The following is a 26,121-nucleotide window of genomic DNA, read 5'->3' as shown; positions in this document are numbered from 1 at the left end:
ATCCTGATGCCATTTATCCGTCCGCGCATGGATTCTGAGGTGGGTAACACCATCCCGATCAAGATAGAAGTTTGCATCTTCTACGACAGCATGATTGACATTGAGCAATTTTTTACATAATGTATTAGCAGAAACCATCTGTGGGTACCTCTGGTATCTCTGTAGTATAGTTTGGACGCTAATACATTACAGAAACACAGATGGTTTTTCAATTGCAAATATACATCAGAGGACTGGCATAGTACCCACCATCATGCCAGAAGCCTCTGTTTTTCACTGATTTATATCATTTCTTAAACCAAAATGAATAATGATACTTCTTTCTAAAGCCGAGCCTCTCATAGAATTCCATATCGGAAATGACGTAAGCTCTTTTTGCTCCAAGCTTTTTTGCTCTGCCCAGCGCTTCAAAGATAACAGCCTTAGCAACGCCTTTTCCTCTATATGAGGGAATAGTGCATACAGGCTCAACATAAACATAGTCAGTCTCTGTCATATACCATAGCAGACAACATGCCACCATTTCTCCCTTTTCATTCACAGCAGCAACACCCAAATTCTTGTTAAAATGCTTCCTGACTCTTGGAACGATTTCTTCTTCCCGCTCAAATTCTGCTTTGTCATAGCCATGGTCAAATCCCTGCCAGAAGAGCCACTGAAGGTCATAAGCATCTTTTACGGGATCCGGGGAAAAGAATTTAAGCCCGTCCGTGAGTTTTGCTTCAAGTGAATCATCAAGCTTTCTCTCCATTATGATCTCATCCTGATCGGCAATTTTAAATCCCAGTTCTTGAACTATCTCTATCTCAGTGGAATTTTCATCACAGATTGCCATTCCAAAACCGGAATCGTCTTTAAGCTCATTGCAGGCATATTCCAGAACGGCCTGATATAAATCTTTATACTCCGGAAGAACTCCGCAAAAGCCCTCGCCAAAATACATATCGTAAATTGCAGCGCCAACAATTTTGTCATCCACAATCCAAAGGCCAATGGAGTTCTTTAAGCTCTTATCAAATTCAGGATGTTCAATCATCCATTCAAGTCTCGCCCAGTTCCAGTTAATGTGGCTATCATCTTTTTCATTTAATGCAATGAGAAAACCACATAATGCATCATACTTGTCATCTGTGTAGTTCTTGAATTTAATATCAGTTCTCATTCTTTTTTACATCCTCTTTGATCTTTCCAAGGTAAATGCAATAGACAATTGCTACAACAATTGTAACCCCAACATAAATCTGATCCACAAGTGCGTTGTCATCCCCAAACATAGAAAAGGCATCAATCATTGAGTGGGCTATTATGCATGGAAAAATGCTCCCACTCTTATAAAAAACAAATGTAAGAATAAATCCCCAGGAAACCGCAAAGATCACCTGAAGTATAGTTTCAAAGCTTGTCTGTCCTGTAAAAAGGTTAATAATGTGCCCCATACCAAAAGTAAGTGAAGAAACAATTATAGCTACTGCTGTCCTTTCCTTTGACAACATTGCTGTAAAAAGAAATCCCCTAAACAACATCTCTTCCACAAATCCAACCAGGATCATAGAAAGCACTGCAATAACAAGCTCAATTCCGTGATAAGACAGTACAAAACCATCCCAAAGATTCCCGGTCGCCAATATCCACATAGGGATAAAGTATAAGAACCTTTTTGTATCCTCAGGCCACGAGGCTATTCCACATTCTTTTTCCAGATGATTTCTCTTTACAAAAAGAATGATTCCATTCGCAAAGACAGTTATACCAAGCAGCATTGCAATGCTCTGATATCCGAAATTTCCTTTTAAGTACGACATAACTACGCAGTACAAAACAATGCATAAAACTGCAAATAATATCCTGTTCTTTTCATACAGCTTTCTCATATATTTCAATTAAATCCCCCACTATTCTCATGACTTTATGCTCTTACTTAATAATACATCCCATCTAAAAAAGCACGGGTTATATTCATGGTATCGCTCTTTTCTCTCTTGGTGCTACCGTTAAGCACTAAGATCTTCATTTTTTTCATCTCCTGTAATCAATCAAAAATCTGTCCGGGAAGCTTTAATTTTTCCTTCGGAGGGAATGTCTTGTCAAACTCCTCGACATCTGAGTCTTCAACATAGTATCCCCTAGGGGTCTGATATACCCCTGTGATGCCATCAAGATATCCCGGGATCAATTCTCTGCACAGGAAAAATGACGCATCTTCGCCCTCCGGAAGGTCATGGTATCTGATTCCAAACTTGCTTGCATAGTCAAATCCGCAGTGGCTGTAGAATCCGATATTTCCTTCAAAAAGAACTGCTCCAAATCCCATCTCTGCAGCCTTTTCAAGGGAATAATCCAAGATAGCCTTTCCATAACCTTTTCTCTTAAGTTCAGGTGTAATTCCAATTGGGCCCATGGTAAGCACATCAATAGTCCTTCCATCATCAGACTCAATGAAAGTTTTCATGAACATGTTCTGTCCGATCAGCTTTCCATCCTGCTCCATAACAAAATCGAGTTCAGGAATAAATGCTGGATCATCTCTGAGCACATGAATTACATAGTGCTCACTGCATCCAGGACGATAAACGTTCCAAAATGACTCTCTTACTAAATTTTCAACTTCTCTATAATCTTTCTTTTCTTCTAATCTAATTGTGTAATTACTCATATTTTTTCTCCATTTTTCATCGTTAAGAAATTAAAAGCTCACCAATTTCTATATGTGGATTCCTATATCTGGCAGAACTTTTCTCTCTATTATGGTGGATAGCATTATTAGGGCAGTTCTGGATACATGCTCCGCAGCTTATACAGCTCTTTGAAAAGAGTGGACGACCATTTTCAATATGTATATTTCCCATTGGACAAAGTCTTGAACATGTACCACATCCCGTACACGCATCGTTCACGGTAACTTCTTCTGTAATACCGATTCCTTTTGGAAACTCATACTTTTTCTTGTGACTGCTTGTAATAAGTTTGCTTAAAAGCGAATTTCTTTTAACGTACTTTTTCTTTTCAACTATATCGCCCACTATCTGGTCAATTGCGTCCTGCTGCTTTTTGCTATCGCCTTCCTGTTTTTTCATGTCAGCAAAAGTAATGCAGTTCTCGCCCATTAAAACAGAATTAATATAGTCGAACTTTCTTCCATTTGCCAGAGTAATCTTGTTTACCTCGTTGCAAACAGATCCGGCAAAACATCCGTAAGTTGCTATGGCGAAGAGATAGTTGCACTCCACCTTCAGTTTCTGCAAAAACTCCTCAATATATGGTGGTATACAAAGCCCGTAAACCGGAAATACTATACCCACAACATCATCTTTTATCTCATAGATTCCCTGTTTGATCAGCTTGGGAATAGATAAACACTCTCCTCCCAAGCACTTGGCCACATACAAGCAATTTCCAGTTGAGCTGAAATACAAGGTTTTCATTCAATATCCTCCAAATGTGTTAAACAATAGACTGTATAGTTACTATACCCTTTGGAGAAAAGAAAACATGAATTACACTGATTATTTTGCTTTTTACACTGATTTATCCATATCATCAAGCGCTCTGTCAAAAGCTTCAAGGAACTGCCTCATGCTATCCAAAGTACTTTCAGGTATTTGGTCAAGCATAGCTTCATACATAGTTCCCATGTTTTCATGCATCTTGCGGTGATCATTCCTTGCCGCTTTACTTTTTTTGTAAGATACAGGCAAATCGCAGCATCTGAATCGGGAGACACTCTCTTCTCCATAAGATCCCTGTCCACGAGCTTGTTGACCATCTGTGATACAGCGCCCTTAGTGATTCCGCGCACCTTGGCAAGCGACTCCTCGCACTTATTTGGAGTCTTTTTTTTCCGATTCGTTCTCATCGGTTATCTACGGTTCATCTCCGCTAACTATCTCATACTCTGCGGGTTCATCTACATCCTGAACCTCCTCCATGCCACCAGAATAAGGAAGATTCAAAATCTCTTCATCCGTATTCTCCGTGTAAAGAAGATTGCTCTTATCCTCTTCCGATGCTGATTCATCCCCTTGCAAACTTCCTATTTCATCATTAAGCAGTTCATAGTTTTTCTCGCCATATGATCCACTGGGCATCTTCATCTTGGGAACATAAATACCATCATCGCCCCAGGGCTTTATCATCAGAATATCCATGAACTTGTTTTCCTTTACAAATTTGATGGATACTATTGTTCCGTCAGCTCTATCCTCTGATTTTGTCACAACAACCTTTGCCCCATCGTCAGAGAGATTAAGCAGATACTTTGCGGATTCTACCGGATCAAAGTACTTGCTGTAAAGACCATTCGGATCTGTCTTTGCATGTTCATTCAAGTATTCACCAAAACCGTTTTTGGTATAGTCAATTGCCTCTATGCCTCTTATTCCTTAGAGTTCTATGTCTTCAGTCTATACTCATCACGGCAAACGACATCATTCCTTCGCATTCTCGATTATCTTCTTTATCTCAGCCAATTCCTTTTTTGAAAGCTTCTGCCTTGATGTAAATGCCGCAAGAAAAGCAGGTAGCGATCCTCCAAAGGTCTCCTCTACAAACTCTTTGCTTTTCCTGGTATAAAATTCATCCTCGGAAATCATGGACGTGACTACGCCATCCACATTTTGAAACAAGCCCTTCTCGCAGAGCTTTTTAAGAACAGTATAGGTGGTTGATTTCTTCCACCCGAATTCGTCAGCGCACATTTTCACAAGCTCACCGGAGCCAACCGGTTCCTTCTCCCATATAAGCTTGGCAAACTGCATCTGAACTTCCCCTAATTCAACTGCCATGCTGGCCTCCTTTTGGTCTATCCCCTATCGACTTCATATTTTTAGTCTATACCTCATAGACCAACATGTCAACATATTATTTACAAATCTTTCTCTACATTCTCTTTATTATCCTCCAGCATAATTCCTATCTCAAAAGGGTCCATATGTATTGCTCCCTCTCTTTGGTCGGCAGCAATTCGGTCTTCACATCTCAAATCCGCTTTGCAGATGGCGCCTTCTTTCTTCAATCCGCATTCCAGTCAGGTATCTCGTTACCCTTTTCAAGCTCGTCTTTTACAAACTCATCTCTATGCGCCTCTATCCTTCGCCAGTTTATAATGCCATCAATGATAGCTGCCCCCTGAGTCTCAGGGATATCCTTCACAGTACATCTGTTAGCCATTATCTGTAAAAAGGTCTCAAAATCGCGCCGCTCATATAGCGTCACAATCTTAACGTCTCCTGCAGGAGTCCCGACTACTTCTATCTTGTCATACTCCGATAATAAAAAGTGTGACAACACCTTCTCCGGTGCACTTTTTCCGCGCTTTACAATCGCTTCATATTTCTCCTTTGCACCTTCAATGCCCGGCATAACATATAGCTGATTATATATATCTGCAAGATATGGAATTACTTCTTTTCCCTGCAAAATAGTTTTCACCGACAACCAAACCTCCTGCAATTATCAGGTTTATATTTAATTCCTGCCTATGTCTGTTACTATCTCCCCTTTGCTTCTTTGTGTGATGCCAATTCATCAAGCAGTAACCAGCTTATTTCCACCATCTTTTTCTCATGATCGGTCAATTTATCAAAGGATCTTAGCATGTTATTGGTTCTTATTTCATCATTTGCAGTTTCGCCATAACGATAATTATGAAGGTAATAGAAACGAAGTAAACGTTCATGCTCAAGCCTTATCAAAGCTTCACTTTGTTCAGCGGAAAGCTCATTTCTTGCTGCAGAAGCCTGCCTCAGTATACTAGAGGGAATATCGTCAAAAGGAAGATTCGGAGCCTCGTCGCCCAGAAGCATGCGAACCTTTAGACTTATATGATCAGTTGTAATATAGTGTATATCCTTGATCAGACTGTTTAAGTTTTCCCACATAGGAATATCTCCACCTGCATAGAATCTGAACATTTCATGACGGCATAACGCCATATCAGTCAAAGTGTTATGCAATACAAAAGCAGGCGTAAGTACATCTCTTGTCTGACCAAACGGCGTTGCAACACTTCTTACATTACTGTTGTAAATATACACTTCTCCTCTGAACGGGAAAAATTTTTGAAGAGTCTGAAGAATAGAAATGTTTTCCATCTCCGAATCGCTGCACAAAATAATACGGTCCGCTTCAGAAAGAAGCTTTTCATCAGTATTCCAAGGAGTATCGTGGAACACAATACTGTCTCTTGTTTCAGACAGTTCATTTAGGCTGACCATTTTATTTAATTCTTTGCGATTTCTGCAATATTCACCGGAATCACCAAATACATGGTAGGATATTGCCTGTCCATCATACAAGACATTTAGTTCAAGTGCCCTGTCAAGCAGCTCATTACCCGCAGAGCCAAAGCCTATAAGAATAATATTTTCATTTTTCTTTTTTATTGGATATTGTTGCCAAAATAGACGAGCCGTACAATCCGATAATGAGAAGAAATTTATATTCATCGGATGATAAGCAGGTGTAAAATTGGCAAGACAGACTATAGGAGCGCCAGTATCAGATAGCTCTATTGCATCAAGGAAATTTTCCATTTCATTGTCCTTCATGCACATAAGATGAGCATCATACAAAGATCCTCGGCGTTCCAAAAGCTCCCCCGGTGACCACTGCACTGCGATAGCTCTTGAGGTTTTCCCTGCATCTTTAGTACCTGAATATATAATTACTGCATCAGGGCGCACCGCTTTAATATTGTCAGCAAAAATCATTGCATATTGCGACTGATCAGTAAATATATACCAGGGCTTTGCTGTTTGTATGGAAAGCTGAATGATAGGCTTTACACGGGAAACAAATTCCATCATGAAGCCAAGGAAGAAGCCTAAAAGACCGATACCGAGTATGACAAATACAGACGCTATGAACCGACCTGCATGAGTAACTGGATAGAAATCACCATAGCCTATGGTAGTCAGAGTGACCACAGAATACCAGAATGCCTCTTCAAGGGTATGGATTGTGGCATTCGGATCTTTTTTTTCTATTTCTACCAGTAAAACCAGTAGAGCAACATAAGAAGCAAATATTACCAGAAGTATTCCAATATAGCGGCGAATCATGAAAAACATCCGCTTGAAAACAGAACCTCCCGCACCTTTGTTTACGGCATGGGTAAGCTTTAAATCACGAATTCTGTCCTTTAACGATCTCTTATTTTTCATAGTCATCCCTTATGATTGGTAACTCTTTGCAGTCGCAATTACAGACTTATGTTTATATTTAAACTTTACCGCATTTAAAGGATTTTTGTAAAGAAATCTTTTTTTGGTACCGGAGCCCTAAAAAATGGTACCAAAATGGTACCAAAAACGTTTTTTACATCATTAGTTTAACATTTTCACCACGTAAAAAGGCTCCCGAGAAAACTCTCGGAAGCCTTGATTTTACTAATAGTTTGAACTATTCAGTCCGGATTACTCGATGATTGTAGCAACACGGCCTGATCCAACTGTTCTACCACCTTCACGATTATATCCGTGGTATATCGTTCTGTGTGTCATTGAATCCTCAGATACCTGTAGTCATGAATTATTTATATTTTCATTAACCTGCTTTTTACACTGATTTATCCATATCATCAAGCGCTCTGTCAAAAGCTTCAAGGAACTGCCTCATGCTATCCAAAGTACTTTCAGGTATCTGGTCGAGCATAGCTTCATACATAGTTCCCATGTTTTCATGCATCTTGCGGTGATCATTCCTTGCCGCTTTACCTTTTTTTGTAAGATACAGGCAAATCGCAGCATCTGAATCGGGAGACACTCTCTTCTCCATAAGATCCCTGTCCACGAGCTTGTTGACCATCTGTGATACAGCGCCCTTAGTGATTCCGCGCACCTTGGCAAGCTGTGTGATGTTGATCCCCTCACTATCACCAACTATGGCTATTGTATGGATCTCAGGCTGAGTAAGGATTATATCCTTGCAGTAAACCTGAGGCTTTTTTTCATACTGAATGTATTTATGGATGATTCGCTCCATTAACCAGGCAAGTTCCTTGTAGTGTTTCATATCTTACGCTCCTAATCTGTGACAAATACGATACTCTGCTGAATATGTCTTTTGTATATAGGATACCATTGCAAAAGCCACTATCACAGATAAAATATGGCTTATCAAAAATGCAAACCATACTCCGTTTAAGCCAAAGAGCTGTTTAAAAATATAGGCAGTTGGAATTCTGAACACTATGTAATAAAGAACCAAAAGAACCATCGCCATTCCCGGCTTACCAACTCCCGTAATATATCCCTGCATACAACTTGTGAGCATGTACAGAACATAGCCAATACTGATTATTGAAAAGAACCTTGATACTACCTGTGCGACTTCTGCCCCCTGTCCAAAAATTGCTGTGAGCTGACCTGAAAAAAGGATCACTAGCACGCTTGTAATTGCAATGAGAGAGCCTCCTATGATCATGCTTGATTTCAGATAATCCATAGCCCTGTCATGCCTTTTTGCTCCTACACATTGTCCCACTATGGATGTCACTGCCATACACATTCCTGTAGTAGGCATAAACATTATAAGTTCAAGATTTCTGGCGACTCCAAAGCCTGCTATCGTGTTCATTCCAAATGAGGAGATGAAAGAAATCATAAAAGCAGAACTAAGTGGCGGCATGATTGACTGTACTGTAGTTGGCACAGATAAACGGACCATGGTTATGGCATCATTCATATTGATCTTTTTAAAATCCATAGAAAACATCTTTTTCTTTTTGTGATAAATAATGGCGTAAACCAGGCATAGAACTTCAGAAGCCACTGTAACAATTGCTGCGCCGGCTAGTCCATAAGCTTTTATTGCAAAAGGATCAACAACTGCATTAAACACTGCTGTGAGCATCATACCTTTCATCTGAAACATTGGATCACCAAATGCCCTAAAGATTGATGTAAACACCATATAGATAAATAATGCTGCATTTCCCAATAAGTAGATCTTTAAATATGTTGCGGCATCAGAAAAAATAATTTCCGGCGTTCCCATAAGAACCAGTATCGGATCAACAAGTACTTCGCCTAAGATGAGAAGTACAACTGAAAAAATGGTGGACATTGCTATAACGGTCCCTACTGCCCCCGGAATATGTTTCCTGTCATCTGCTCCTACAAGATTAGCTATCATAACTGAAATACCGTTACCAACACCCATTGAAATGGAATTTAAAAATAAAACAATCGCCGTTCCAGCGGTTAGTGCCGACATACCCAGCTCTCCAAGCAGGTTTCCGACCCACAGACCATCCACCATGTTATAGATCATTAGCATGATCATGCCTACCATAAGTGGAGCAAACATCTTGATAAGTGACTTATTTGTTTCTCCATTAATAAAATCAATTTTGCTATTCATTTTTTCCTCCTTTTGTATAGCTGCTATACTGTTTAGTAACTATACACTTTTCAAAATCAAAAAGACTCCTTGCACTTATTTGGAGTCTTTTTACACTGATTTAGGTCTGGTTTTCACTGATTTCATTCCACTGTCCATTCAGTCCATTCGATATGGTTATACTGCATCACATCATCTGATTTTTTCATTCCAAGCTTCTCGTAAAAAGGTACAGCGTTTTCATTTGCAATAAGATAAACAGCTATGTCTTTTTCTCCACCAGCGAGATTATGCGCTGTCTTCATTAGTCTTGAAGCTATTCCTTGTCTCTCATAGTCTCTATCCACACCAAGGTCAGTAACATAGAGCCAATAGCAGAAATCAGTCAAGCCAAATAAAGCCCCAACAACCATCCCTTCTTCATTTCTCGCAATCAGACTGATAGATACGTTCTTTACAAGTTTAGCTATTCTTTCCTCAAACCGTTCCTTAGGATACTGTGAACCCAGATCTGTTCTTTTGAGAAAATCTATGTATTCCTCTGCGCCAACGCGCTCTTCCTGTATTCTGATATTCTGATTCATTCTACTTACTCCCACTTTTTAGGTATGATAACTCCTAGTCCTATCATATTGATCCGCTTATACACTCCGATAGTCATTGCGTATACCAAATGTGCTCCTTCGTGGATCATGTAATATGAAATTATAGCTACAATCAATCCAAGGTATTGTCTCGTCCTTTTACTCAAAATAGCCTCCTGATACTAATCTCTTACGTCTAAATTCCTGTCAATGCCCTTTATGCTTTTCTCTTTTCTTTTCCTGTTTTAGTTCAAACAAACGCTGATTCTCAGCTTCCTTTTGTTCGCGGCTTTTGCATTTCCGTTCCAGTTTATTCTGCTCCTGTTGTAATTTGAGAGCCTGCTGTGATTTAGTACCTATGCCAGTCTCCAGTATCTGCTTTTTCGCATCACGCTGCGCTCTCTTGGGATTCTTCTTAGTTTCCTTTACGGTCGTTTCAATCTCTGGACTAAAATGCAGATGATAATAGTTCCGATTAATAAACTCAAGCAACTCTATATCCTTTGGTTCAGCACCAAAAGTCACTTTAGCTGCTGATAGTTTTTTATCGATAACCCTCTCAAATACCCCCACCCAAAATGGATCTTCAAAATACACGATCAGCCTGCCACTTACTCTATCCATTGTTGATCATCTCTCCTATTAGGCCCTTCAATTTAGCCTCTGTACATTTATATGTAGTAGTAGTGACCATACTTTATCATAGCAAAAGAAAACAGACCCAAATCACACTGATTTAGGTCTGTTTTTCACTGATTTAATAGGAGTTCATCAAAAAAGACAATGTGGTCCTACATGTTTTGAATAAAACACAAACTCCTTATCGCGCTTTATTTCTTTATAGCCAAGCTTAGTATAAAAACTATTTGTCCTGACATTCCAAATAGGAGTATCAAGTGTATACTCTCTTACTTCTGGAAACATATTCTCCACTTCTCGCATAATAAAAAGCCCATACCCTTTTCGAAAATGCTCCGGTGCAACGAATATCCTGCCAACATTTAAAACATCATTTTCCAAAAAAAGGATTGCTCCGCCAACAATGAGTCCATCATCTGTCAATTTATACAAATGCCCCTGTCGTGCCATTTTCGTATGAAATTGTAATGACATATATCCGGGAGGTCCTCCCGGTGATTCCGCACCGATCAGTACATCACTGTCAAATGCGCGCTTCGATATTCCATTCAATGAAAGCGCATCAGAAGTACTTGCCTTTAATAACTGTAAACTCATATTGACTCCTTGAAAAAACTTATTCCTGTTGAAATGCTATTTTATATTTTGGTAAAACTATTTTAATAAAGATCCCTGTATTCAATGCAAGAAAGAATCCATACAGTATTCTCGCAGCAATTTCAGGAATGATAAGTGATATCCCATTCATGTCTCCACCACCAAATAAAGAATACAGAAAGCATAAATATATCGGATCCACAAATAGCATAATTATCGTTACGTAGAACATACATGCCTTAACTACATCTGAAGGAACTTTGATCAAAATATCTATTATTCTTACAAGTATATAGCCAGTTATCAGCGTAGCCACTGAACCAACAATGCAAAACACCCCCATCTGAATGTCTGTCATTTTCTCAGCAAATACATCTACCTGAACCCCTAGTCCTATCATGTTGATCCGCTTATACACTCCGATGGTCATTGCATATAACAAATGTGCTCCTTCGTGAATCATGTAATATGAAATTATAGCTATAATCAATCCAAGGTATTGTCTCGTCCTTTTACTCAAAATAGCCTCCTGATACTAGTCTCTTACGTCAAAATTCTGCTTTTTTGCATCACGCTGCGCTCTCTTGGGATTCTTCTTCGTATCTTTTACAACTCAGAGCCTTCAATTTAGCCTCTGTACATTTATATGTAGTAGTGATCATACTTTATCATAGCAAAAGAAAACAGACTCAAATCACACTGATTTAGGTCTGTTTTTCACTGATTTAATTGAACTTCATAATCGGAAAACAGGTCTCCCACGACTAATCTAAAGTCTGATTTTATATTAGTCTTAGCCTATCCCCTAACAGTATTATTGTGTATATGTAAAGCCAACGCATTCTTCACCGATGAACGCCACATACAAATTTTCTTGGCGAATCCCTTCAAGTATCGCGTCTTCCGCGCTCCCTGGGGAAGAAAAGTATTTTTCGCCAAGCGTTGACTGGCAGAGTGCGTCCCTGCAATCCCTCAGATGCTGTTCGCTTGCTTTTGTAAATGTTATCTCGTGCATTCTAATCCTCCCCACTATATTCACTCATCGTCTATACTGTTCCATACCTGCTATCAGTACATTCATTGATATCTCCAAGCTTTCATCTATAGAAATCGGATTGCCAAAAGAATTGTGGATCTGTAGCATAACAAACCCCTCAAGAAAAGCTCTGTAGGTTCTAAGTAAATGATTAGCAACATCTCTTTCAATTCCCATGCCATCTGTCTGCCTAAAGAAAAATGCATACAAACCTTCGGTAGCTTCAAGTAAGGACTCATCCAAATACTTGTTATACCAAAGCATTGCCTCAAATACGCCTGGATTCTCCATGGCAAACTTATAAAATGCTCTTCCAAAATTTGCGATGTTCTCTTTTGGATCTTCTGAATCAAGTCCTGCAACAACCTCTTCAGAAACCTTCTTCCAACCATAAATCATAAGCTTATGATGTACATCATCTATAGTCTTTACGTGGTTATATAAAGAGGGTTTTCTGATCCCTAAATAGTCCGAAAGTGTTGTAACGGTTAAATATGACAGCCCTTTCTCATTTGCTAATTTAGCAGCTTTTTCTATTATTTCTTCCTTAGATAATCCTGTTCTTGGCATAATTACTCCCATCTCGCTTTTACTAACAATGTTAGTTAATATTATACTAACATTGTTAGTTTTGTCAACCAAAAAACAGCGGGCATAAGGATTTTCTCCCTATTCCCGCAGATCAAGTTTAATGTCCTTTATACTTTTCTCTTTTCAATTATTCGCAATACATACATATTGTTCCATTTGATAACTTAAATCCGTTCTTTTCGTAAAACTTAGCCGCTGGTGCATACTCGCTTGTATAAAGAACAATGCCTGCAAGTCCTTTTTCTTTACTGTAATTTTTGACCGCATTTAATAGTTGTTTACCTATTCCATTCCCTTGTCGTTCGGGAAGTACTGCCATCTCATTAATGTAAATTTCTTCTTTGCTTCCGGAAATTTTACAAAGTGCGAATATACAACCTAACACTTCATCATTTTCTTCATAAACATATCCAACAAATCTTTTCTGTTCAAAAAAATCGCGAAGATATTCTGTTGCATTTTCTGCAGTCCAATCTATTCCCCAATGTTCCATGGGGAATGCTTTTGCATAAATCATGCCACATTGTGCTAAGTCAATGTTCTCCATAAGTCTAATCATTTTGCTGTCCCACCAAGATATGTTCTTGAAGCGACTTGCACAAAGCCGCCGCATCTCCATTTACTCCATCAAATCTGTAATCCACTGATTGAAATCTCATGTTTTCTTTTCATTTGTAACTTTTCATCTTGCGAAACTGGTATCATGTTTGTTAATGAGAGAAGAATCGGTCGCCCGATTCTTCTCTCCAAGACATGCATCAGTTATTTCCATCTTTCTTCTTCACGGGGATCCAGATTGCACTGTGATAATCCTTATCCGTCATTTCGCCATTTACACAATCATACCATTCTGCAGATGCATTCCCGCAAAGTTCATAGTCCGGATTACCCGGAAGCCACTCATTGAAAATCTGTGTATTCAGGCTCTGCAGTGCCTCAGGAATAGGGCCGATGCAGTCAAATACTGCCCAGTCACCCATCGGAAACTCATAGACCACCATTCCTTCAGGAACTTCCCCTCCGGCATACTTCCCAGCCACAAGATACCTAAACTTTCCCTCTCCGATATCATCGATGCAGACTCCATACTCTCCAATGCAGTTCTCTACGATAGCCTTCTCATAAGGATTGGCCGGAGCATTCCCGGCATAAACATTTGCTGCATACTTCTCGCAAATCTCATCCCAGAACTTTGGGATCTCCTGATAAGCAGTATCATTATCAAATATCTTTTGAAAACCGATAACCTTAAACTGGAACATTTTTGTAATTTTACAATTCATTTGATCGCCTCCTTGAACCTGTAGTTTTACAGTCAGTGGAAGGAACGTCCTCACAGCCGCCCCATCACGGACCTGTGATGGTGTTACACCGTGAAAGCGAGAAAATGCCTTTGTGAAGCTCTCAGGCGTCTCATAGCAATAAGCGTATGCAATATCGATTACCTTATCATCCGTATTCTTCAGATCCAATGCTGCCTGATACAGCCTGCGGTTTCTGATATACTCCCCAATTCCGTATCCGGTCATCAAGGAGAATCCCTTCTGAAGAAAGAACGGAGAAATATACACCTGATCTGCCACATCCTGCGCACTGATGTTGTCTTTCAGATGTTCTTCCATATAATCAATTGCTGTGCGAATGCTGGTAAGCCACTCCATCTTATACAATCTCCTACTCCGTTCCGGCCGTTGCTAAACATACACCAACGACTCGAAACAGCCTTTCCTTTACCCTGACACAATTAGTATATCTGGTCAGTAAGTACTCATCCTGTCATTTTCTGTTCAAATCTGTCCTATTCTCAGTCCGATTAACTTAAAATTGCTGATCACTGAATTTCCTTTACCGAATGTTGTTACTTTCCGTATTCGTTCACATACTTGATCACATCATTCTTTTTATTTATCTTCTCAATTATTGACGTATCTAATGAACCCAATAAATCCTCAAACTGAATCTGCGACTTTCTTCTTATTTCCTTGAGTTTCTCAGTGTCTTTCCGCTTTCTTTCTGCTTCACTCTTTGGATATCCCTGTCCAAATGGCTCAGAAAAAAGCGCTTCTATTGTCTTTTCAAAGTTATCTTCCCCTGCCCAGGTATAGTCTTCGCCTAGCGGAAGTGAAATAGCATTACCATTATTGATCTGTGCAAACAGATAAGCGTCCTTTGGAGTAGGCGCATATCCACAAATTACTCCAGGCATACTGTTACACGCCAGCATCATTCCCTGTCCGGATGAACAACCGGTAACAACAAAGTCAACTGCGCCGCTTGCAAGTAATATACCAACAAGAACCGAAACATCTATATATGAATACTTTTCCTGTTCTTCTAAAGTACAGCCAAAGTTTATGACCTCTGCATCTTTAGGGGCATATTTTTTTACAGTATTGAAAATAAGCTCATTTTTTTCAGCCTGAGAGCTCGCTTGAATTATTCCTATTCTCATAACGTCATCCTTAATGTATGTTGTGTTTACTTTTTACCTGCAATTCTGCAACAGATACATATCCTTTCTTAAGTATATCAATTATTTAAGGTATTGACGCTCTCTATAACTATTTCCGGTTCCGTCAGGTGAATATAATGAGTGCTTTTCTTAGCCTGGATCCATATTGCTATTTTCGAATACCCTAAATACTCTTTCATGATCTCCTGCCACAGTTGTTCGATCCTGGCGGCAAAAGGACGGCTGTTTCCACCAAATTCCATGTTTTCCTTGATTGCTTCCTCAGATGAATGAGTCACAAGAATGATCGGAATATCAGGATATTTTTCCTTAGATACCATATTTTTTAACGATGCATCATCGTGAGCTAGCCTATACTCTTCCCTGCATGTGCGTAGATGCGTGGTATTTACAAGCGAATTAAGGATATCCTCATTTTGCTCCTTGGAAAAATTGGCGTAATAAAAAGGCGGTGCCTGACACATCACTTTCTTTACAAAGCCTTTCATTCCAAGCTTAGTAAGCGTTTCTAAAAAAATAAAGTTTTTACTCTTATCTACTCCGGATTTTTTAAACTCCTTCGCAGTTAATTCCTTCTTAAATCTATTATCTTCTGTAGTTAATGGGTCCAAAAGAATTAGTCCCTTTACCATCTCCGGATAGAGACCACAGAACTCGCTGGCATACAGTCCTCCCTGCGAATGTCCTATTATCACCAGCTTTTCATCATTCGGGATTTCATCTAGGAGATTCATTAATTCTTTAGCAATATTCGTAGGCGTTCTTTCTTTATCACTCTTATCACTGTGATTTATCCCGGCTCGTTCATAGACAAGCACACCGTGATTCTCTCCAAGCTCTCTTGCAAGCGCTTCCCATTCAGCTATGCATGCTCCAAGGCCCATTTCTATTACGATATCTACAGTTTTACTTCCAAAAATCTTATAATTCATGATAGCATTCCTCTTTCCGATTCATCCTATCATCCTCAAAATAAAACAGACCCAAATACACTTATTTGAGCCTGTTCTGCACTTATAATAATTCATTTCAATGCGAAAAGTTCCCTTATTTCTTCTAGGGTTGCTTCATATTTCGTTTTACTCTTTATCATCCTGACTCCTCTCCTGCCCTTTCTCTTTTTCCCACTCCGTACGTGAAATTGCATACGCGTAAGATATTTCATTCTTGGGATCAGGGTATTCTTTCACTTTTTTCATACCATTGGCCATAGCCGTTGAGTAGGAGCCGATATTGGTATACTTCATATAAGAGTAAATCTTATCATAATCTGTATTCTCAAACGCCCAGTCTCTGCATGCGCGAGCAGCTTCTTTTGCAAATCCCTGTCTCCAGAGTTTCTTGTTAATGTGGTAGCCTATTTCAGGTAGCAATTCTCCATCAATATTCTGGATTGTAATACCACAATCGCCTATGAATTCCCCTGTATTTTTAAGTGTGACTGCCCATAATCCGAACCCATAAGTTTTATAATTATCAAGATTCCAGGTTATCCATCCCATAGTTTTCTCTCTGTCAAACGGGGCCGGATAATGCTGCATAGTCTCAGGATCGGATAATATTTCATATAAGGCATCAAAGTCATCTACTGTGAATTCTCTGAGGATTAATCTCTCTGTTTCTATTTTCATAGTAACCTCCCGGATCATTCATACTAATCAATTATTTTATTTGGCCATTTACAGATTCCCACCTCAAGAGCTCTTTCTTCCTTCAGATGAAAATCTGCATATTTACAATACCAGCAGCCTTTCAAGCTTGGAATTGCATCCTCTCTTGGAGTGTATGCAGGGCAGATATCTTCTGGCCACACACTTCCGTCTCTCTTAGGAATATCATAATTGTTTGCTTTATTATCCATTGCATTGCCTTTCAAAATCTAAAATCCATATAACTATCCCTAACTTCAGAATATCTGCTCTTTGTAACAGGTATCTGTTCCCCACCTCGAAGCGTAATATCTATCTTTGTCAGTTTATCAATTGCTGCTATGCTGACAGCTATTGATTCATGGCATCTTACAAAATCTTTGCCGGAATGATTCTCTGAAAGATATTCTGCAAATCCTATTCTCAGGGTTGGGGTTGATATGATCTCACCATTATCCATATGGTATGAAACCACATGATTGCGATATTCTATATAAAGAATGTGCTGATGCTGAAAGCCATTCTATAACATGGTAGTACTTTTTTCCAGAAAACTAAGCCGTTTATAATAAATAACACCCCAAACATCACTCGGGCTGCCACTTCAGGGCATATGAGCCTGATGCCGTTCATATCCCCGCCTCCCACAAAGCCACATATCACGCTGAGGTAGAACGGATCCAGGAATAGAAGCGCTATTGTTATGTAGTACATGCATGCAAGTATCAATTTATTTTTTGACCTGCAGATTCTCTTTGCCAAAAGAACCCAAACATATCCCACAAGCAAAGTAGCTATCGCACCTACCAGGCAGAAAATGCCAAGTTCATTATCTGTCATCTTTTCACGATAGACATCTATCTGCATGCCTATCCCTGAAAAGATGATCTGCTTAAATACGCCAAAAGAAGCGGCGCAGATAAGGTGAGCACCCTCATGAACCACATAATACGTAAATATTGCAACTACTATGCCTATATATTGTCTGAACCGTTTATTCATTTTTCATACCCCATAGACCGTAAGGATCTTGTCTTAATTCATTTTCATATAAAGAAACTACAGACCATATATCAAAAAACATTGCCTTGCAGTCGCCGATAAAGCTTTCTCTGATAAGTCCATTTTCATAAGCCATATCCTGTATTTTGTACCATGCCTTTACAGGTGGATGCCCTGCTTCCATAAACCACTCCCCCGGGGGATATATTCGATTTATCTCCTCATTGGGTTCAAACCTCTTATTGATATCCTCAGGTGTGATACTTTCCACGTAATGCATCGCTGTCAATTTATATATATCAACTCCCAGCAAAAGAGCCTTTCCTCCATTGTGGATTGGATAATCGAGGCCGCTTTCCACCGCCTTTTTTCCGTGCTTTCCCCAACCGGAAGTGCTGATCGTATCTGTTCCCGTATAGGTGTCTGGCATTTTCCTGAATGTATCAGCAATTATTCCCATGGCTGTCCTGTCTGCATCAGCTGGAAGTATTTTTATTTTCACCGTAACACCAAGCTTTTTATCTTCCTCAGATAGCGGCAGTTCTGGGCTTAGGCGTAGTGCAGGCATGAAAATACTGCCCTCTGTTGTAACAAGCTCTTTTAACGTATCTATCACTGTTTCTGCACCACCCTCTAGTTCGCCGAAACTGCTTAGTGAAGAATGTACCTCCAAGGTCATCCCATTTTCTATCCCAAGTGCTTTTAGTGATTCTTTTAGTTCCTTCTTCGTAACCATAATCAGTTTCTCCCTTTCACAATACTATTATCCCCCAAAAATAAAACAGACCACCCCAGTTTCACTGATTTTAGGTCTGTTTTACACTTATTCTTTAATTTATCAGCATCCTGACCTTAAAAGTCTTCTCTTCTGCTATATATCTAATCTCGCTATCTGTCTGATTTATAAAGTTAAGAACACTTCTAGTTCCTATTCCATGCTCTTCCTCAGTATTAAACGGATGTCCTTCCTCATCCAGCTTTACTTCCTCAGCGCATGAGTTCGTGATCTCAAACAGAAGCTGACTTTTATACCTTGCCGTGATGTCAATCCGTCTCTCACTCTCAGGAACTTTTTCGCAAGCATGGATAGCATTCTCTATAAGGTTACTGATCACTATGGCAAGCTGCATCTCATCCACATTCAGATTTGCAGGGATATTAGCAGATATATTTACCTTTATATTCTCTTTTTCGGCCATAGACAGGTAATGTGTGATTGCCGCATTAAGTGTAGTATTCTCGCAATATCTTTTTACAGAGTGGGGTTCCTGTTTGAGCCTCTCATTAAGACAATCCAGGGCTTCCTGCGTCTTGCCATCCTGTAAAAGAGTTTGAAGAAGAGCCTCAAAATGTCTTCTGTCATGACGCATGGCTCTGTCCTGCTGCATGATGCTCTCAGAAATAGCAAGTCGTTCCCTCATGGCTTTGGTTGCAATCTCCATAATAACCGCATCTGATTGAAGCTTTAACTCATTTTGCCTTGCTTCCATCTCCATTTTCATGAGTCTTGTGTGTTTTTCAAGAAATCCAAAGACAAGTATGTTAATAGCTACAAGAACCACCATAAGTTCAGAATATTGGGAAAGGTTATATTCCTCTCCTCTAAGATATCTGTTGCCATCAAGAACCAAAATAATGATAGTAGCGATTGGCAGCACAACATATGGAAGCATTTCCTTATCAAGCCTCTTGTCCTTATCCTTATTTCCGAAAAGACAGATGACTCTGGCCACAATAATCTGCAAAGACAAGATAATTCCATAGCTCTGAGGAGTCATAAAGTCATAGTTTATCTTAACCATATCCATACTCTGAACGCCTTGAACATAAATCGTGATGAATACTTCAATTGCGCTCTGGGCAGCAAAATAGAAAATGAAATTTATTATGCCTCGAATATTATTAACTTTATAGCAAATGAATAATGGAATGAGGAATGCCAGGTATGATGCTATCAGATTTATATAAATCACTCCCAGCGTATTGGCGTAAAAGAAAGACAGCACAGTTAATGCATATATCATAAATACGAGAATCCTATGCTTCTTAAAGAATTCTCGCATCACGTAAAAACTCAAATGCATGGCATAATACAGAAAAAGAGCTACTATATCCCCTAATAGCAGCAATGTATATGGATTGGACAAAAGGTCAGCCATAACTAATCCCCCCTTGATACTATGTATTTCTAAATTATTATAGCATCGTTAATTTTTCCGGTCTTTCATAATACCATTTCAAGTTCCAGGCAGTCCACTTGTAAAATGCTGTTTATTCGAAGTCCTCTCCGAATTTACCACTATAGTTATTCCGGCATCTGCATAAGCTCCGATAAAACAGACCCTTTATTACACTTATATGGGTCTGTTTTACACTTATTTTCATTCTTCAATAATCCTCATAAACAAATGAGTGTCAACAGCCCATATGCCGCAAGCCCCAGACTCGCAGCACAGCAGCTTGGTGCATCAATGAAGATCTCAAGCTTCGTTGCTCTAAAACAAAATCCAACAAGTTGAAAGACAAAGGGATTAAGAATCACGCACCACAGCGGAGCATGAATATATCCAATAATAATCAGCACTATGACTGCAATCGCAGGTATAATGACAAGCATTGAATACAGTGTAAAAAACGGTACATAAATCTGCCTGAAGGCTGACTGTATAACATCCTCAGCAAGCTCCTGATCAGCTTTTGCAACGATTTTTCTGTAAATAGTCGGCTGCTGGCACAGAAAAGTATGTATCATAAACCCGCCCATTACTCCAATCAGAAATATGACTGTGAACACTGTCGAGATTACCAGATGCTCCTTTTTTAGAATCATCATCAATGCAATAAATCCACATGAGTACATCGGTACTGCAAACATCGCCAGAATATCAGACAGTACAAACCTCCAATGTGCCATGTTTTCCCATTCGCTGTCGATCACTCCCATTTTTCCAAGTTTCTTATTTTTCGTCCCTTTTAAATCCAGCAAAAGATCAGCCGTTGCACAAAGCAGTCCTCCTATTATGCCTATAATTCCAAGCACTGGTGTTATAAAAATCATTTTCATTTCCCTCTTAATCAATAATTTTTTTTGGCCATTTGCAGATGCCTACCTCAAGTGCCCTTTCTTCTTTAAGATGAAAATCTGCATATTTACAATACCAGCAGCCTTTTATACTTGGAATAGCATCCTCTCTTGGTGTGTATGCCGGGCAGATATCCTCCGGCCATACACTGCCATCCCTTTTAGGGATATCATACTTGTTCGCTTTGTTATCCATTTTCAACTCCTCATAGCCTATAATCCATGTACCTGTCACAAACATCTGAATATCTACTCTTTGTTACAGGTATCTGTTCTCCACCACGAAGCGTTATATCAGTTTTTGTCAGCTTATCAATTGCTGCTATGCTGACAGCTATTGATTCATGGCATCTTACAAAATCTTTGCCGGAATGATTCTCTGAAAGATATTCTGCAAATCCTATTCTCAGGGTTGGGGTTGATATGATCTCACCATTATCCATATGGTATGAAACCACATGATTGCGATATTCTATATAAAGAATGTCGCTAAGCCGCAGTGTCTGCATGCCACCCTTGATCTTTATACAAACGCTTTTATCACTACCAATATCCACGCGGGAAATAGCCAGATCAAGAGTTGAAAAGAACTTTTCCTTTTCAATCGGCTTCAAAATATAATTTATGGGATTTACATCAAAAGACTCCAGCGCATATGAGCTCTCAGAAGTTGCAAAAATGATCTGGGCATCCGGCTGATTCCACCTAAGTTCCCTGGCAGCCTGTATTCCTGTAACCATTGGCATAACTATATCTAGAATGTAAATATGAGGTCTGTAATGCTCGCACTCTTCTATGAGCGTATCAGGATGATCAAATATCCTGACCTGTGCTTTTATAGAGTTTTTCTTCAAGTAGTCCTGAAGAAGGACATGTACCTTTTCCCGATCAGACTTGTCATCATCACATATAGCAATACGTAATTCAGAACCCTCAATAAAATCCTTGTTTTCCATAAATCCCCCTGTCATATCGCGATTATCTTTAACTACAACACATTATATCAAAGTCCTGAGCTTTATTTACCCTCAAGTCTGCGCTTGGCATCAGGATTATTACTGATTATTTCAGAAAGCCTGGAACATGATGTCATTTCAGTGCAGTCTCCGCAAGTAACAACCTTTCTGCCCAATGCACATTGCCTGATTTTGCACAAAGACTGGCAAAAAGGCGTCTTCACTCCTGTAAGCCTGCAGCCTACGCAATTTATCATTTCGGGGGTTATCTCTACTCCATTTAGCTCAGACCATTCTTTAGAAACCTTTACTCTAAGCTCGTTGTCATCATTAACCGTTGCTTTACGCGCGTCACACTGTTCACAATCAAGTCCGCAGAATGCGATATAATCCGTCATGGTCAATCTCCTTTTCCTAATATGTTTTTCTCTTCCTGTTTTACGCTGATTCACCCCCAAAATACTACTTTATATATGGGGATGCAAACCGGCCGAAGAGGCAATACACCTGAATGTCTCTCAACCGTGTATCCCTGCTCTATCAAGGAATCTGCCCGTCTGTCCATTTCTCTTTCGCTATTACATATAATTTCATGTTTTCTATTCATTTTCTTACTCCTTGCAATAACCATACCAAAGCTTTACTTGATGCCACTCCCCTTTCACACCCTAATCTATCACAATAAAAAACAGCCCCTATCAGTTACACTGATAAAGGTCTGTTTTACACTTACTTTATTATATTTTGCAGATCAGTCAAAACTCTTACCGAATTTTCCAAGCAACAAGAATGTTCCCAACACTGCGTTAAATGTTACTGCCGAAAAGGTACTGAATCTCTCAAACAACCCGAATACTGCCTTTGGCATGATTCCTGTTCCGACAGGCCCAAGGAGCATCGCAGCAAGGCACACGCAGGCCCATATAAAAAGAGATTTCATCCCCTCTTTTTTAGCTCCGATTATTGAGAGGATAAGCGCTGTCAGAGAAAAGATCACCACTAAAGCAGTTACTATAAGGTGCATTATGTTCTGGGGGTGACTACTGTCAGCATCTGCCACCCATGGAAAAAGCTTGTATCCTACATCCGAAATCCATTCCATAGCAGCAAAGAAATATATTCCCAGCCTCAAAACCTTAGTCTTAAGATTCTGAGATGCCACGCAGACGGCCATGATAGAAACAAGTCCACATGGTCCATACAAGGCATTCAGCTGCCCTGCAAGCTCTGCAGATGGAGCTCCAACAGCACTTAGATCACTTACCGCCATGCTAAGCCAGTCATACCCCGGATAAGCAAGGGGCGAAAACATAACCATCGCAGTATATGAAAGCAGACTGATAATTCCACATATACCAAGTTTTGATAATTTCATAGTGTATCTCCTGTTTTGGGCCTCGATTTTGTTGGATGCGCCTTTGATACGAATATCATAGCATCATATATTTCTGATGGATTTCTCCATTGTCTGTAAGCATATGGGATAGCTCTCATAATTATACCATTAAGTCCGCCTACCGGACGCTCATCCAAACTTCCCAGTAGTATATAGCCATTTACTAAAGTTGCAATGCTTGAATCATCCGGAACCTTTGAAAAATCAAGTAAACACATATCATACCCATTCTTATATGCTGCTTTTGCCAAAGGATCGTGTGAGTAAGCTGTGAAAGTAGTACGCCGTTTCCCGTTTTGAGGCACATTGCAGGTTGTTTTATAAAAATCCGTTCCAATACTAAAGTAGGCATCACTACCAACCTTATCAGCAAGTATATTTCCCATGACCTTATCTTTTCCGCCAACGTACGTTCCAAATTGCTCCATATGCCCGTTATGCCCACATATAAAGATCATATTATTTCCAAGCTGCTCTTCATGATTCAAAATCCACATTGCATTTTCTGCCATTAAAATATCACGCATACCATTTGAACCAGACGGATCATTTTCATACGCATCAAAGAGCTTACTGTTTTGTATCAGTACATCCGCATAATGTGCTGCCATCTGATCATTGTTTTCTAACAAAAGATCCCGAACCTCCGAGAAAATCTTTTCTCTGTCCTCCCTGCTAAACTCATCTGAATATTCTGTTCCATCCATCAGCTTTTCAAGCTTTGTGGTACTGATTCCAGACTTTGTGAGCGCTTCAAGGACATATCTATACTCATACTCATAATCCTGCATATCGAATCCATAAAACCGCAGGTCTTGACCTTCCTGTGCCGTCTCGTTATAGGATCTCATCCAGGATATGAGATCTTCCATCTCATCTGTTCTGTAAATTGTGAATCTAAGAGTTTCAGTTGCTTCTTCCAAAGTTCCCTCACCTCCGTGGATATAACGGTTTATAGCTTCACAGCATCCAGTGTCTGCTTCAAGGGCAAATGCTCTTATTCCATTGTTTTCTACAATGTCCTGAAACACAAGTTTCTTTAGCTCTTGAAACTCCTTATTACCATGGGTTGCTTCACCAAGCGCAACAATACGCGTGCCTTCGGGCACATCTATTCCGGGAAGCTCATCACCTGTGATTTTCTCTGCATACTTTGCAAATTCATCTACATCTGCGCTTTTTCCTGTACTAAATCCTCCAAAATGGCTATACACAAGACCGCAGACTACCATTACCAGCAACACAGTAGTCGTAATGATCACTCCAATAGGTTTCTTTTTTCTCTTTTTCAACTCAGTCACCTCCATTCCAAAAAATACACTACTACAGAGAAAAACAGACCTTATCAATTACACTGATAAAGGTCTGTTTTACACTTACTTTTTTGTACGAAATAGGCAAAAAATTCTTTTGTTCAACTTAGTATTTTCGCTAGCTATTTTCTTATAACCCACTACATATCAGATTGAAACATCAATCGAAGCTCCATCTGAAACCGGAGCTGCCATTGCCGGCATTGATACGGTTACCCCCTGCACTGCTGGGCTTCCAACCGCTCCAGAAGCTGACTGTCCACCTCCCATACCGGGAATACTTCCGGCTTTTCCAAGCTCATGCTTGATCATATCTTTAAGATATTCCATATTTGCTTTTACTATAGCCTTGTTTTCCGAAGCCCGGTGCTTTCTCTTGAGATCCTCGAAATCCTCTTTGCTCATATGCGGATCTACGACTTCCATATCTTCAAGCATCTCCATGGTTTCTTCCAACTCTTCCAATTCTTCTTCGCCAAATTCAGAGATCATCTTGTTCAGATCAGCCATCATTTCATCCGAAACATTAGCTCCGCTTTCTTCGATTTGCTCTAGAGCTCCCTCCAACTGAACCGCCCCCTCACTTTGTTCGGCGGCATTTCGGTCGTCACATCTTAAATCCGCTTCGCGGATGGTGACTCCCTGCAACTTATCCTCCCCCTCACTTTGTTCGGCGGCATTTCGGTCGTCACATCTTAAATCCGCTTCGCGGATGGTGACTCCCTCCAACATCTCCTCGCGCTCATCGAAGATTTGGTCTTCTTTCTCAGTGATCTTTTCTTCCTCTGCCTGTGTTATGGCACTCTGAATACCCCGGACAGCATCTTCCTGTTCGTCAAGGCGCTCATCCTGCTTCTGCGCACGGGCCACCATCTCTTCCAGTTCCAGATGATGTTTCTTTTTTCTTGCCACCATTTCCATGCGCTTTGCATGGGTTAAAGCAAACTGTAGTTCCTCAGGATCACCATCCCCCGCAGAAATCTTTCTCTTTATCTGCGTCACAGCTCTTTTTGCTGCCAGTACTGCCTGACCGGCACTGTTTGATGTCTTTGCACTCTGTATTTTGGATGCAACCTCTTTATAATTATAGGTCGGCTTAGGCGCTGTCTCTTCCTCTGCTGCATCCGGTGAACCGGATGATGTCAGAAAATCATTTATTTTTTTATTATTCTGATCTTGCTGAGAATCCTGCTTCAGTGAGCGTATCATCTGCCGCATCTGCTGTGATAATCCTTTTCGATCATTAACCTCATTGTCTGTTCTTCTGTCAAAGCTTGATACAAAAGGATTTACCGGCATCTTTCCCATAATTGTATTCTTCATGGCTCCGTCAGTCTTCTGAGCATAGAGATTCCCCTGGGCATTCTTCATGTACTGTGAACTATATAGATTATTCGCAATAAATGATATATTCATGCCGTACCTCATAACATATAGGAATCGTATTTATACGATTCCTCTCGC

At 39.9% G+C, this 26,121-nt stretch carries 36 protein-coding genes; all 36 read right to left on the bottom strand.

Annotated elements, in window-relative coordinates; translation table 11 throughout:
- Nucleotides 1–286 precede the first annotated feature (286 nt).
- Nucleotides 287–1,162, bottom strand: a complete 876-nt coding sequence (locus tag G602_RS0111875) for a GNAT family N-acetyltransferase (protein WP_026659198.1) — start codon at nt 1,160–1,162, stop codon at nt 287–289.
- On the bottom strand, nt 1,152–1,871 hold the full coding sequence (locus G602_RS0111870; RefSeq protein ID WP_026659197.1) for a CPBP family intramembrane glutamic endopeptidase: 720 nt from the start codon (nt 1,869–1,871) through the stop codon (nt 1,152–1,154). The genes G602_RS0111875 and G602_RS0111870 overlap by 11 nt, the downstream gene beginning before the upstream one ends.
- A 158-nt stretch (nt 1,872–2,029) precedes the next feature.
- Nucleotides 2,030–2,653 carry a GNAT family N-acetyltransferase gene (locus tag G602_RS0111860; RefSeq protein WP_026659196.1) on the bottom strand — a complete coding sequence of 208 codons (624 nt, stop codon included), beginning with the start codon at nt 2,651–2,653 and terminating at the stop codon, nt 2,030–2,032.
- A gap of 22 nt (nt 2,654–2,675) precedes the next feature.
- Nucleotides 2,676–3,422 carry an EFR1 family ferrodoxin gene (locus G602_RS0111855; RefSeq protein ID WP_026659195.1) on the bottom strand — a complete coding sequence of 249 codons (747 nt, stop codon included), beginning with the start codon at nt 3,420–3,422 and terminating at the stop codon, nt 2,676–2,678.
- A 149-nt stretch (nt 3,423–3,571) separates the two neighbouring features.
- Nucleotides 3,572–3,853, bottom strand: a complete 282-nt coding sequence (locus G602_RS30425) for a MarR family transcriptional regulator (protein ID WP_155829842.1) — start codon at nt 3,851–3,853, stop codon at nt 3,572–3,574.
- Between the two features lie 7 nt (nt 3,854–3,860).
- A complete protein-coding gene (locus G602_RS0111845) occupies nt 3,861–4,325 on the bottom strand; it encodes a hypothetical protein (RefSeq protein WP_026659193.1) in 465 nt (154 codons plus the stop codon).
- A 99-nt stretch (nt 4,326–4,424) separates the two neighbouring features.
- Entirely contained in the window at nt 4,425–4,781 is a 357-nt protein-coding gene (locus tag G602_RS0111840) for a BlaI/MecI/CopY family transcriptional regulator (protein ID WP_026659191.1), read from the bottom strand.
- Nucleotides 4,782–4,861: 80 nt separating this feature from the next.
- Entirely contained in the window at nt 4,862–5,011 is a 150-nt protein-coding gene (locus G602_RS30420; protein ID WP_155829840.1) for a hypothetical protein, read from the bottom strand.
- Complete coding sequence (locus tag G602_RS0111830) at nt 5,008–5,427, bottom strand: DUF7005 family protein (protein ID WP_026659190.1); 420 nt, start codon at nt 5,425–5,427, stop codon at nt 5,008–5,010. The genes G602_RS30420 and G602_RS0111830 overlap by 4 nt, the downstream gene beginning before the upstream one ends.
- 59 nt (nt 5,428–5,486) lie before the next feature.
- Nucleotides 5,487–7,160, bottom strand: coding sequence for a potassium channel family protein (locus tag G602_RS0111825; protein ID WP_026659189.1), 1,674 nt, complete (start codon nt 7,158–7,160; stop codon nt 5,487–5,489).
- Nucleotides 7,161–7,554: 394 nt separating this feature from the next.
- Complete coding sequence (locus G602_RS26370) at nt 7,555–8,010, bottom strand: MarR family winged helix-turn-helix transcriptional regulator (RefSeq protein ID WP_049945197.1); 456 nt, start codon at nt 8,008–8,010, stop codon at nt 7,555–7,557.
- Between the two features lie 3 nt (nt 8,011–8,013).
- Nucleotides 8,014–9,360 (bottom strand): MATE family efflux transporter, encoded by a 1,347-nt coding sequence (locus tag G602_RS0111815; RefSeq protein ID WP_026659188.1) that lies wholly within the window; start codon nt 9,358–9,360, stop codon nt 8,014–8,016.
- Nucleotides 9,361–9,482: 122 nt separating this feature from the next.
- Nucleotides 9,483–9,923 carry a GNAT family N-acetyltransferase gene (locus tag G602_RS0111810; RefSeq protein WP_026659187.1) on the bottom strand — a complete coding sequence of 147 codons (441 nt, stop codon included), beginning with the start codon at nt 9,921–9,923 and terminating at the stop codon, nt 9,483–9,485.
- A gap of 5 nt (nt 9,924–9,928) precedes the next feature.
- Nucleotides 9,929–10,090, bottom strand: a complete 162-nt coding sequence (locus G602_RS30415) for a hypothetical protein (RefSeq protein ID WP_155829838.1) — start codon at nt 10,088–10,090, stop codon at nt 9,929–9,931.
- Between the two features lie 40 nt (nt 10,091–10,130).
- Complete coding sequence (locus G602_RS0111800) at nt 10,131–10,547, bottom strand: YjdF family protein (RefSeq protein ID WP_026659186.1); 417 nt, start codon at nt 10,545–10,547, stop codon at nt 10,131–10,133.
- A gap of 147 nt (nt 10,548–10,694) precedes the next feature.
- Nucleotides 10,695–11,159, bottom strand: a complete 465-nt coding sequence (locus G602_RS0111795) for a GNAT family N-acetyltransferase (protein ID WP_026659184.1) — start codon at nt 11,157–11,159, stop codon at nt 10,695–10,697.
- 19 nt (nt 11,160–11,178) lie between these two features.
- Nucleotides 11,179–11,679, bottom strand: coding sequence for a hypothetical protein (locus G602_RS0111790; protein ID WP_049945196.1), 501 nt, complete (start codon nt 11,677–11,679; stop codon nt 11,179–11,181).
- A 294-nt stretch (nt 11,680–11,973) separates the two neighbouring features.
- Complete coding sequence (locus G602_RS0111785; protein ID WP_026659182.1) at nt 11,974–12,174, bottom strand: hypothetical protein; 201 nt, start codon at nt 12,172–12,174, stop codon at nt 11,974–11,976.
- Between the two features lie 24 nt (nt 12,175–12,198).
- Entirely contained in the window at nt 12,199–12,765 is a 567-nt protein-coding gene (locus G602_RS0111780; protein WP_026659181.1) for a TetR/AcrR family transcriptional regulator, read from the bottom strand.
- A 148-nt stretch (nt 12,766–12,913) separates the two neighbouring features.
- Complete coding sequence (locus G602_RS28940; RefSeq protein ID WP_049945195.1) at nt 12,914–13,345, bottom strand: GNAT family N-acetyltransferase; 432 nt, start codon at nt 13,343–13,345, stop codon at nt 12,914–12,916.
- A 199-nt stretch (nt 13,346–13,544) separates the two neighbouring features.
- Nucleotides 13,545–14,447: an AraC family transcriptional regulator gene (locus G602_RS0111765; protein WP_026512223.1), complete on the bottom strand. Its 903-nt coding sequence runs from the start codon at nt 14,445–14,447 to the stop codon at nt 13,545–13,547.
- Between the two features lie 197 nt (nt 14,448–14,644).
- Complete coding sequence (locus G602_RS26355; protein WP_044931941.1) at nt 14,645–15,238, bottom strand: RpiB/LacA/LacB family sugar-phosphate isomerase; 594 nt, start codon at nt 15,236–15,238, stop codon at nt 14,645–14,647.
- Nucleotides 15,239–15,315: 77 nt separating this feature from the next.
- On the bottom strand, nt 15,316–16,191 hold the full coding sequence (locus G602_RS0111755; RefSeq protein ID WP_026659180.1) for an alpha/beta fold hydrolase: 876 nt from the start codon (nt 16,189–16,191) through the stop codon (nt 15,316–15,318).
- Between the two features lie 147 nt (nt 16,192–16,338).
- Entirely contained in the window at nt 16,339–16,890 is a 552-nt protein-coding gene (locus G602_RS26350) for a GNAT family N-acetyltransferase (RefSeq protein ID WP_044931938.1), read from the bottom strand.
- Nucleotides 16,891–16,913: 23 nt separating this feature from the next.
- Nucleotides 16,914–17,120: a hypothetical protein gene (locus tag G602_RS0111745; RefSeq protein ID WP_026659179.1), complete on the bottom strand. Its 207-nt coding sequence runs from the start codon at nt 17,118–17,120 to the stop codon at nt 16,914–16,916.
- 11 nt (nt 17,121–17,131) lie between these two features.
- A complete protein-coding gene (locus G602_RS0111740) occupies nt 17,132–17,368 on the bottom strand; it encodes a LytTR family transcriptional regulator DNA-binding domain-containing protein (RefSeq protein ID WP_026659178.1) in 237 nt (78 codons plus the stop codon).
- 29 nt (nt 17,369–17,397) lie between these two features.
- Entirely contained in the window at nt 17,398–17,910 is a 513-nt protein-coding gene (locus G602_RS0111735) for a hypothetical protein (protein ID WP_026659176.1), read from the bottom strand.
- Nucleotides 17,903–18,646, bottom strand: coding sequence for an AAC(3) family N-acetyltransferase (locus tag G602_RS28935; RefSeq protein WP_026659175.1), 744 nt, complete (start codon nt 18,644–18,646; stop codon nt 17,903–17,905). Before G602_RS28935 ends, G602_RS0111735 begins: the two co-directional genes overlap by 8 nt.
- Nucleotides 18,647–18,740: 94 nt before the next feature.
- The gene (locus tag G602_RS0111725) at nt 18,741–20,069 is read right to left on the bottom strand and encodes a sensor histidine kinase (protein ID WP_026659174.1); all 1,329 of its coding nucleotides are present in this window, start codon (nt 20,067–20,069) and stop codon (nt 18,741–18,743) included.
- A gap of 239 nt (nt 20,070–20,308) precedes the next feature.
- Complete coding sequence (locus tag G602_RS0111720) at nt 20,309–20,968, bottom strand: DUF6796 family protein (RefSeq protein ID WP_026659173.1); 660 nt, start codon at nt 20,966–20,968, stop codon at nt 20,309–20,311.
- Between the two features lie 13 nt (nt 20,969–20,981).
- Nucleotides 20,982–21,188, bottom strand: coding sequence for a hypothetical protein (locus G602_RS0111715; RefSeq protein ID WP_026659172.1), 207 nt, complete (start codon nt 21,186–21,188; stop codon nt 20,982–20,984).
- A gap of 10 nt (nt 21,189–21,198) precedes the next feature.
- The gene (locus tag G602_RS0111710; RefSeq protein ID WP_026659170.1) at nt 21,199–21,948 is read right to left on the bottom strand and encodes a LytR/AlgR family response regulator transcription factor; all 750 of its coding nucleotides are present in this window, start codon (nt 21,946–21,948) and stop codon (nt 21,199–21,201) included.
- Nucleotides 21,949–22,010: 62 nt separating this feature from the next.
- Nucleotides 22,011–22,346 (bottom strand): DUF3795 domain-containing protein, encoded by a 336-nt coding sequence (locus G602_RS0111705; protein WP_026659169.1) that lies wholly within the window; start codon nt 22,344–22,346, stop codon nt 22,011–22,013.
- A gap of 353 nt (nt 22,347–22,699) precedes the next feature.
- Complete coding sequence (locus G602_RS28930) at nt 22,700–23,323, bottom strand: DUF998 domain-containing protein (protein WP_026659168.1); 624 nt, start codon at nt 23,321–23,323, stop codon at nt 22,700–22,702.
- A complete protein-coding gene (locus G602_RS0111695) occupies nt 23,320–24,645 on the bottom strand; it encodes an erythromycin esterase family protein (protein WP_242835590.1) in 1,326 nt (441 codons plus the stop codon). The genes G602_RS28930 and G602_RS0111695 overlap by 4 nt, the downstream gene beginning before the upstream one ends.
- A 159-nt stretch (nt 24,646–24,804) precedes the next feature.
- Entirely contained in the window at nt 24,805–26,073 is a 1,269-nt protein-coding gene (locus G602_RS0111690) for a hypothetical protein (protein ID WP_026659166.1), read from the bottom strand.
- Between the last annotated feature and the right edge of the window lie 48 nt (nt 26,074–26,121).

Source organism: Butyrivibrio sp. AC2005, from assembly GCF_000424145.1.
GTDB lineage: Bacteria > Bacillota > Clostridia > Lachnospirales > Lachnospiraceae > Butyrivibrio.
This window is presented reverse-complemented; position numbering and strand designations above follow the sequence as displayed.

Excerpts from the sequence above, each read along its gene's own strand:
- G602_RS0111875 (WP_026659198.1), bottom strand. The coding sequence starts at position 1,162 with ATGAGAACTGATATTAAATTCAAGAACTACACAGATGACAAGTATGAT.
- G602_RS0111870 (WP_026659197.1), bottom strand. The coding sequence starts at position 1,871 with ATGAGAAAGCTGTATGAAAAGAACAGGATATTATTTGCAGTTTTATGC.
- G602_RS0111860 (WP_026659196.1), bottom strand. The coding sequence starts at position 2,653 with ATGAGTAATTACACAATTAGATTAGAAGAAAAGAAAGATTATAGAGAA.
- G602_RS0111855 (WP_026659195.1), bottom strand. The coding sequence starts at position 3,422 with ATGAAAACCTTGTATTTCAGCTCAACTGGAAATTGCTTGTATGTGGCC.
- G602_RS30425 (WP_155829842.1), bottom strand. The coding sequence starts at position 3,853 with ATGAGAACGAATCGGAAAAAAAAGACTCCAAATAAGTGCGAGGAGTCG.
- G602_RS0111840 (WP_026659191.1), bottom strand. The coding sequence starts at position 4,781 with ATGGCAGTTGAATTAGGGGAAGTTCAGATGCAGTTTGCCAAGCTTATA.
- G602_RS0111825 (WP_026659189.1), bottom strand. The coding sequence starts at position 7,160 with ATGAAAAATAAGAGATCGTTAAAGGACAGAATTCGTGATTTAAAGCTT.
- G602_RS26370 (WP_049945197.1), bottom strand. The coding sequence starts at position 8,010 with ATGAAACACTACAAGGAACTTGCCTGGTTAATGGAGCGAATCATCCAT.
- G602_RS0111815 (WP_026659188.1), bottom strand. The coding sequence starts at position 9,360 with ATGAATAGCAAAATTGATTTTATTAATGGAGAAACAAATAAGTCACTT.
- G602_RS0111810 (WP_026659187.1), bottom strand. The coding sequence starts at position 9,923 with ATGAATCAGAATATCAGAATACAGGAAGAGCGCGTTGGCGCAGAGGAA.
- G602_RS0111800 (WP_026659186.1), bottom strand. The coding sequence starts at position 10,547 with ATGGATAGAGTAAGTGGCAGGCTGATCGTGTATTTTGAAGATCCATTT.
- G602_RS0111795 (WP_026659184.1), bottom strand. The coding sequence starts at position 11,159 with ATGAGTTTACAGTTATTAAAGGCAAGTACTTCTGATGCGCTTTCATTG.
- G602_RS0111785 (WP_026659182.1), bottom strand. The coding sequence starts at position 12,174 with ATGCACGAGATAACATTTACAAAAGCAAGCGAACAGCATCTGAGGGAT.
- G602_RS0111780 (WP_026659181.1), bottom strand. The coding sequence starts at position 12,765 with ATGCCAAGAACAGGATTATCTAAGGAAGAAATAATAGAAAAAGCTGCT.
- G602_RS28940 (WP_049945195.1), bottom strand. The coding sequence starts at position 13,345 with ATGATTAGACTTATGGAGAACATTGACTTAGCACAATGTGGCATGATT.
- G602_RS0111765 (WP_026512223.1), bottom strand. The coding sequence starts at position 14,447 with ATGGAGTGGCTTACCAGCATTCGCACAGCAATTGATTATATGGAAGAA.
- G602_RS26355 (WP_044931941.1), bottom strand. The coding sequence starts at position 15,238 with ATGAGAATAGGAATAATTCAAGCGAGCTCTCAGGCTGAAAAAAATGAG.
- G602_RS0111755 (WP_026659180.1), bottom strand. The coding sequence starts at position 16,191 with ATGAATTATAAGATTTTTGGAAGTAAAACTGTAGATATCGTAATAGAA.
- G602_RS26350 (WP_044931938.1), bottom strand. The coding sequence starts at position 16,890 with ATGAAAATAGAAACAGAGAGATTAATCCTCAGAGAATTCACAGTAGAT.
- G602_RS0111745 (WP_026659179.1), bottom strand. The coding sequence starts at position 17,120 with ATGGATAATAAAGCAAACAATTATGATATTCCTAAGAGAGACGGAAGT.
- G602_RS0111740 (WP_026659178.1), bottom strand. The coding sequence starts at position 17,368 with ATGGATAATGGTGAGATCATATCAACCCCAACCCTGAGAATAGGATTT.
- G602_RS0111735 (WP_026659176.1), bottom strand. The coding sequence starts at position 17,910 with ATGAATAAACGGTTCAGACAATATATAGGCATAGTAGTTGCAATATTT.
- G602_RS28935 (WP_026659175.1), bottom strand. The coding sequence starts at position 18,646 with ATGGTTACGAAGAAGGAACTAAAAGAATCACTAAAAGCACTTGGGATA.
- G602_RS0111725 (WP_026659174.1), bottom strand. The coding sequence starts at position 20,069 with ATGGCTGACCTTTTGTCCAATCCATATACATTGCTGCTATTAGGGGAT.
- G602_RS0111720 (WP_026659173.1), bottom strand. The coding sequence starts at position 20,968 with ATGATTTTTATAACACCAGTGCTTGGAATTATAGGCATAATAGGAGGA.
- G602_RS0111715 (WP_026659172.1), bottom strand. The coding sequence starts at position 21,188 with ATGGATAACAAAGCGAACAAGTATGATATCCCTAAAAGGGATGGCAGT.
- G602_RS0111710 (WP_026659170.1), bottom strand. The coding sequence starts at position 21,948 with ATGGAAAACAAGGATTTTATTGAGGGTTCTGAATTACGTATTGCTATA.
- G602_RS0111705 (WP_026659169.1), bottom strand. The coding sequence starts at position 22,346 with ATGACGGATTATATCGCATTCTGCGGACTTGATTGTGAACAGTGTGAC.
- G602_RS28930 (WP_026659168.1), bottom strand. The coding sequence starts at position 23,323 with ATGAAATTATCAAAACTTGGTATATGTGGAATTATCAGTCTGCTTTCA.
- G602_RS0111690 (WP_026659166.1), bottom strand. The coding sequence starts at position 26,073 with ATGAATATATCATTTATTGCGAATAATCTATATAGTTCACAGTACATG.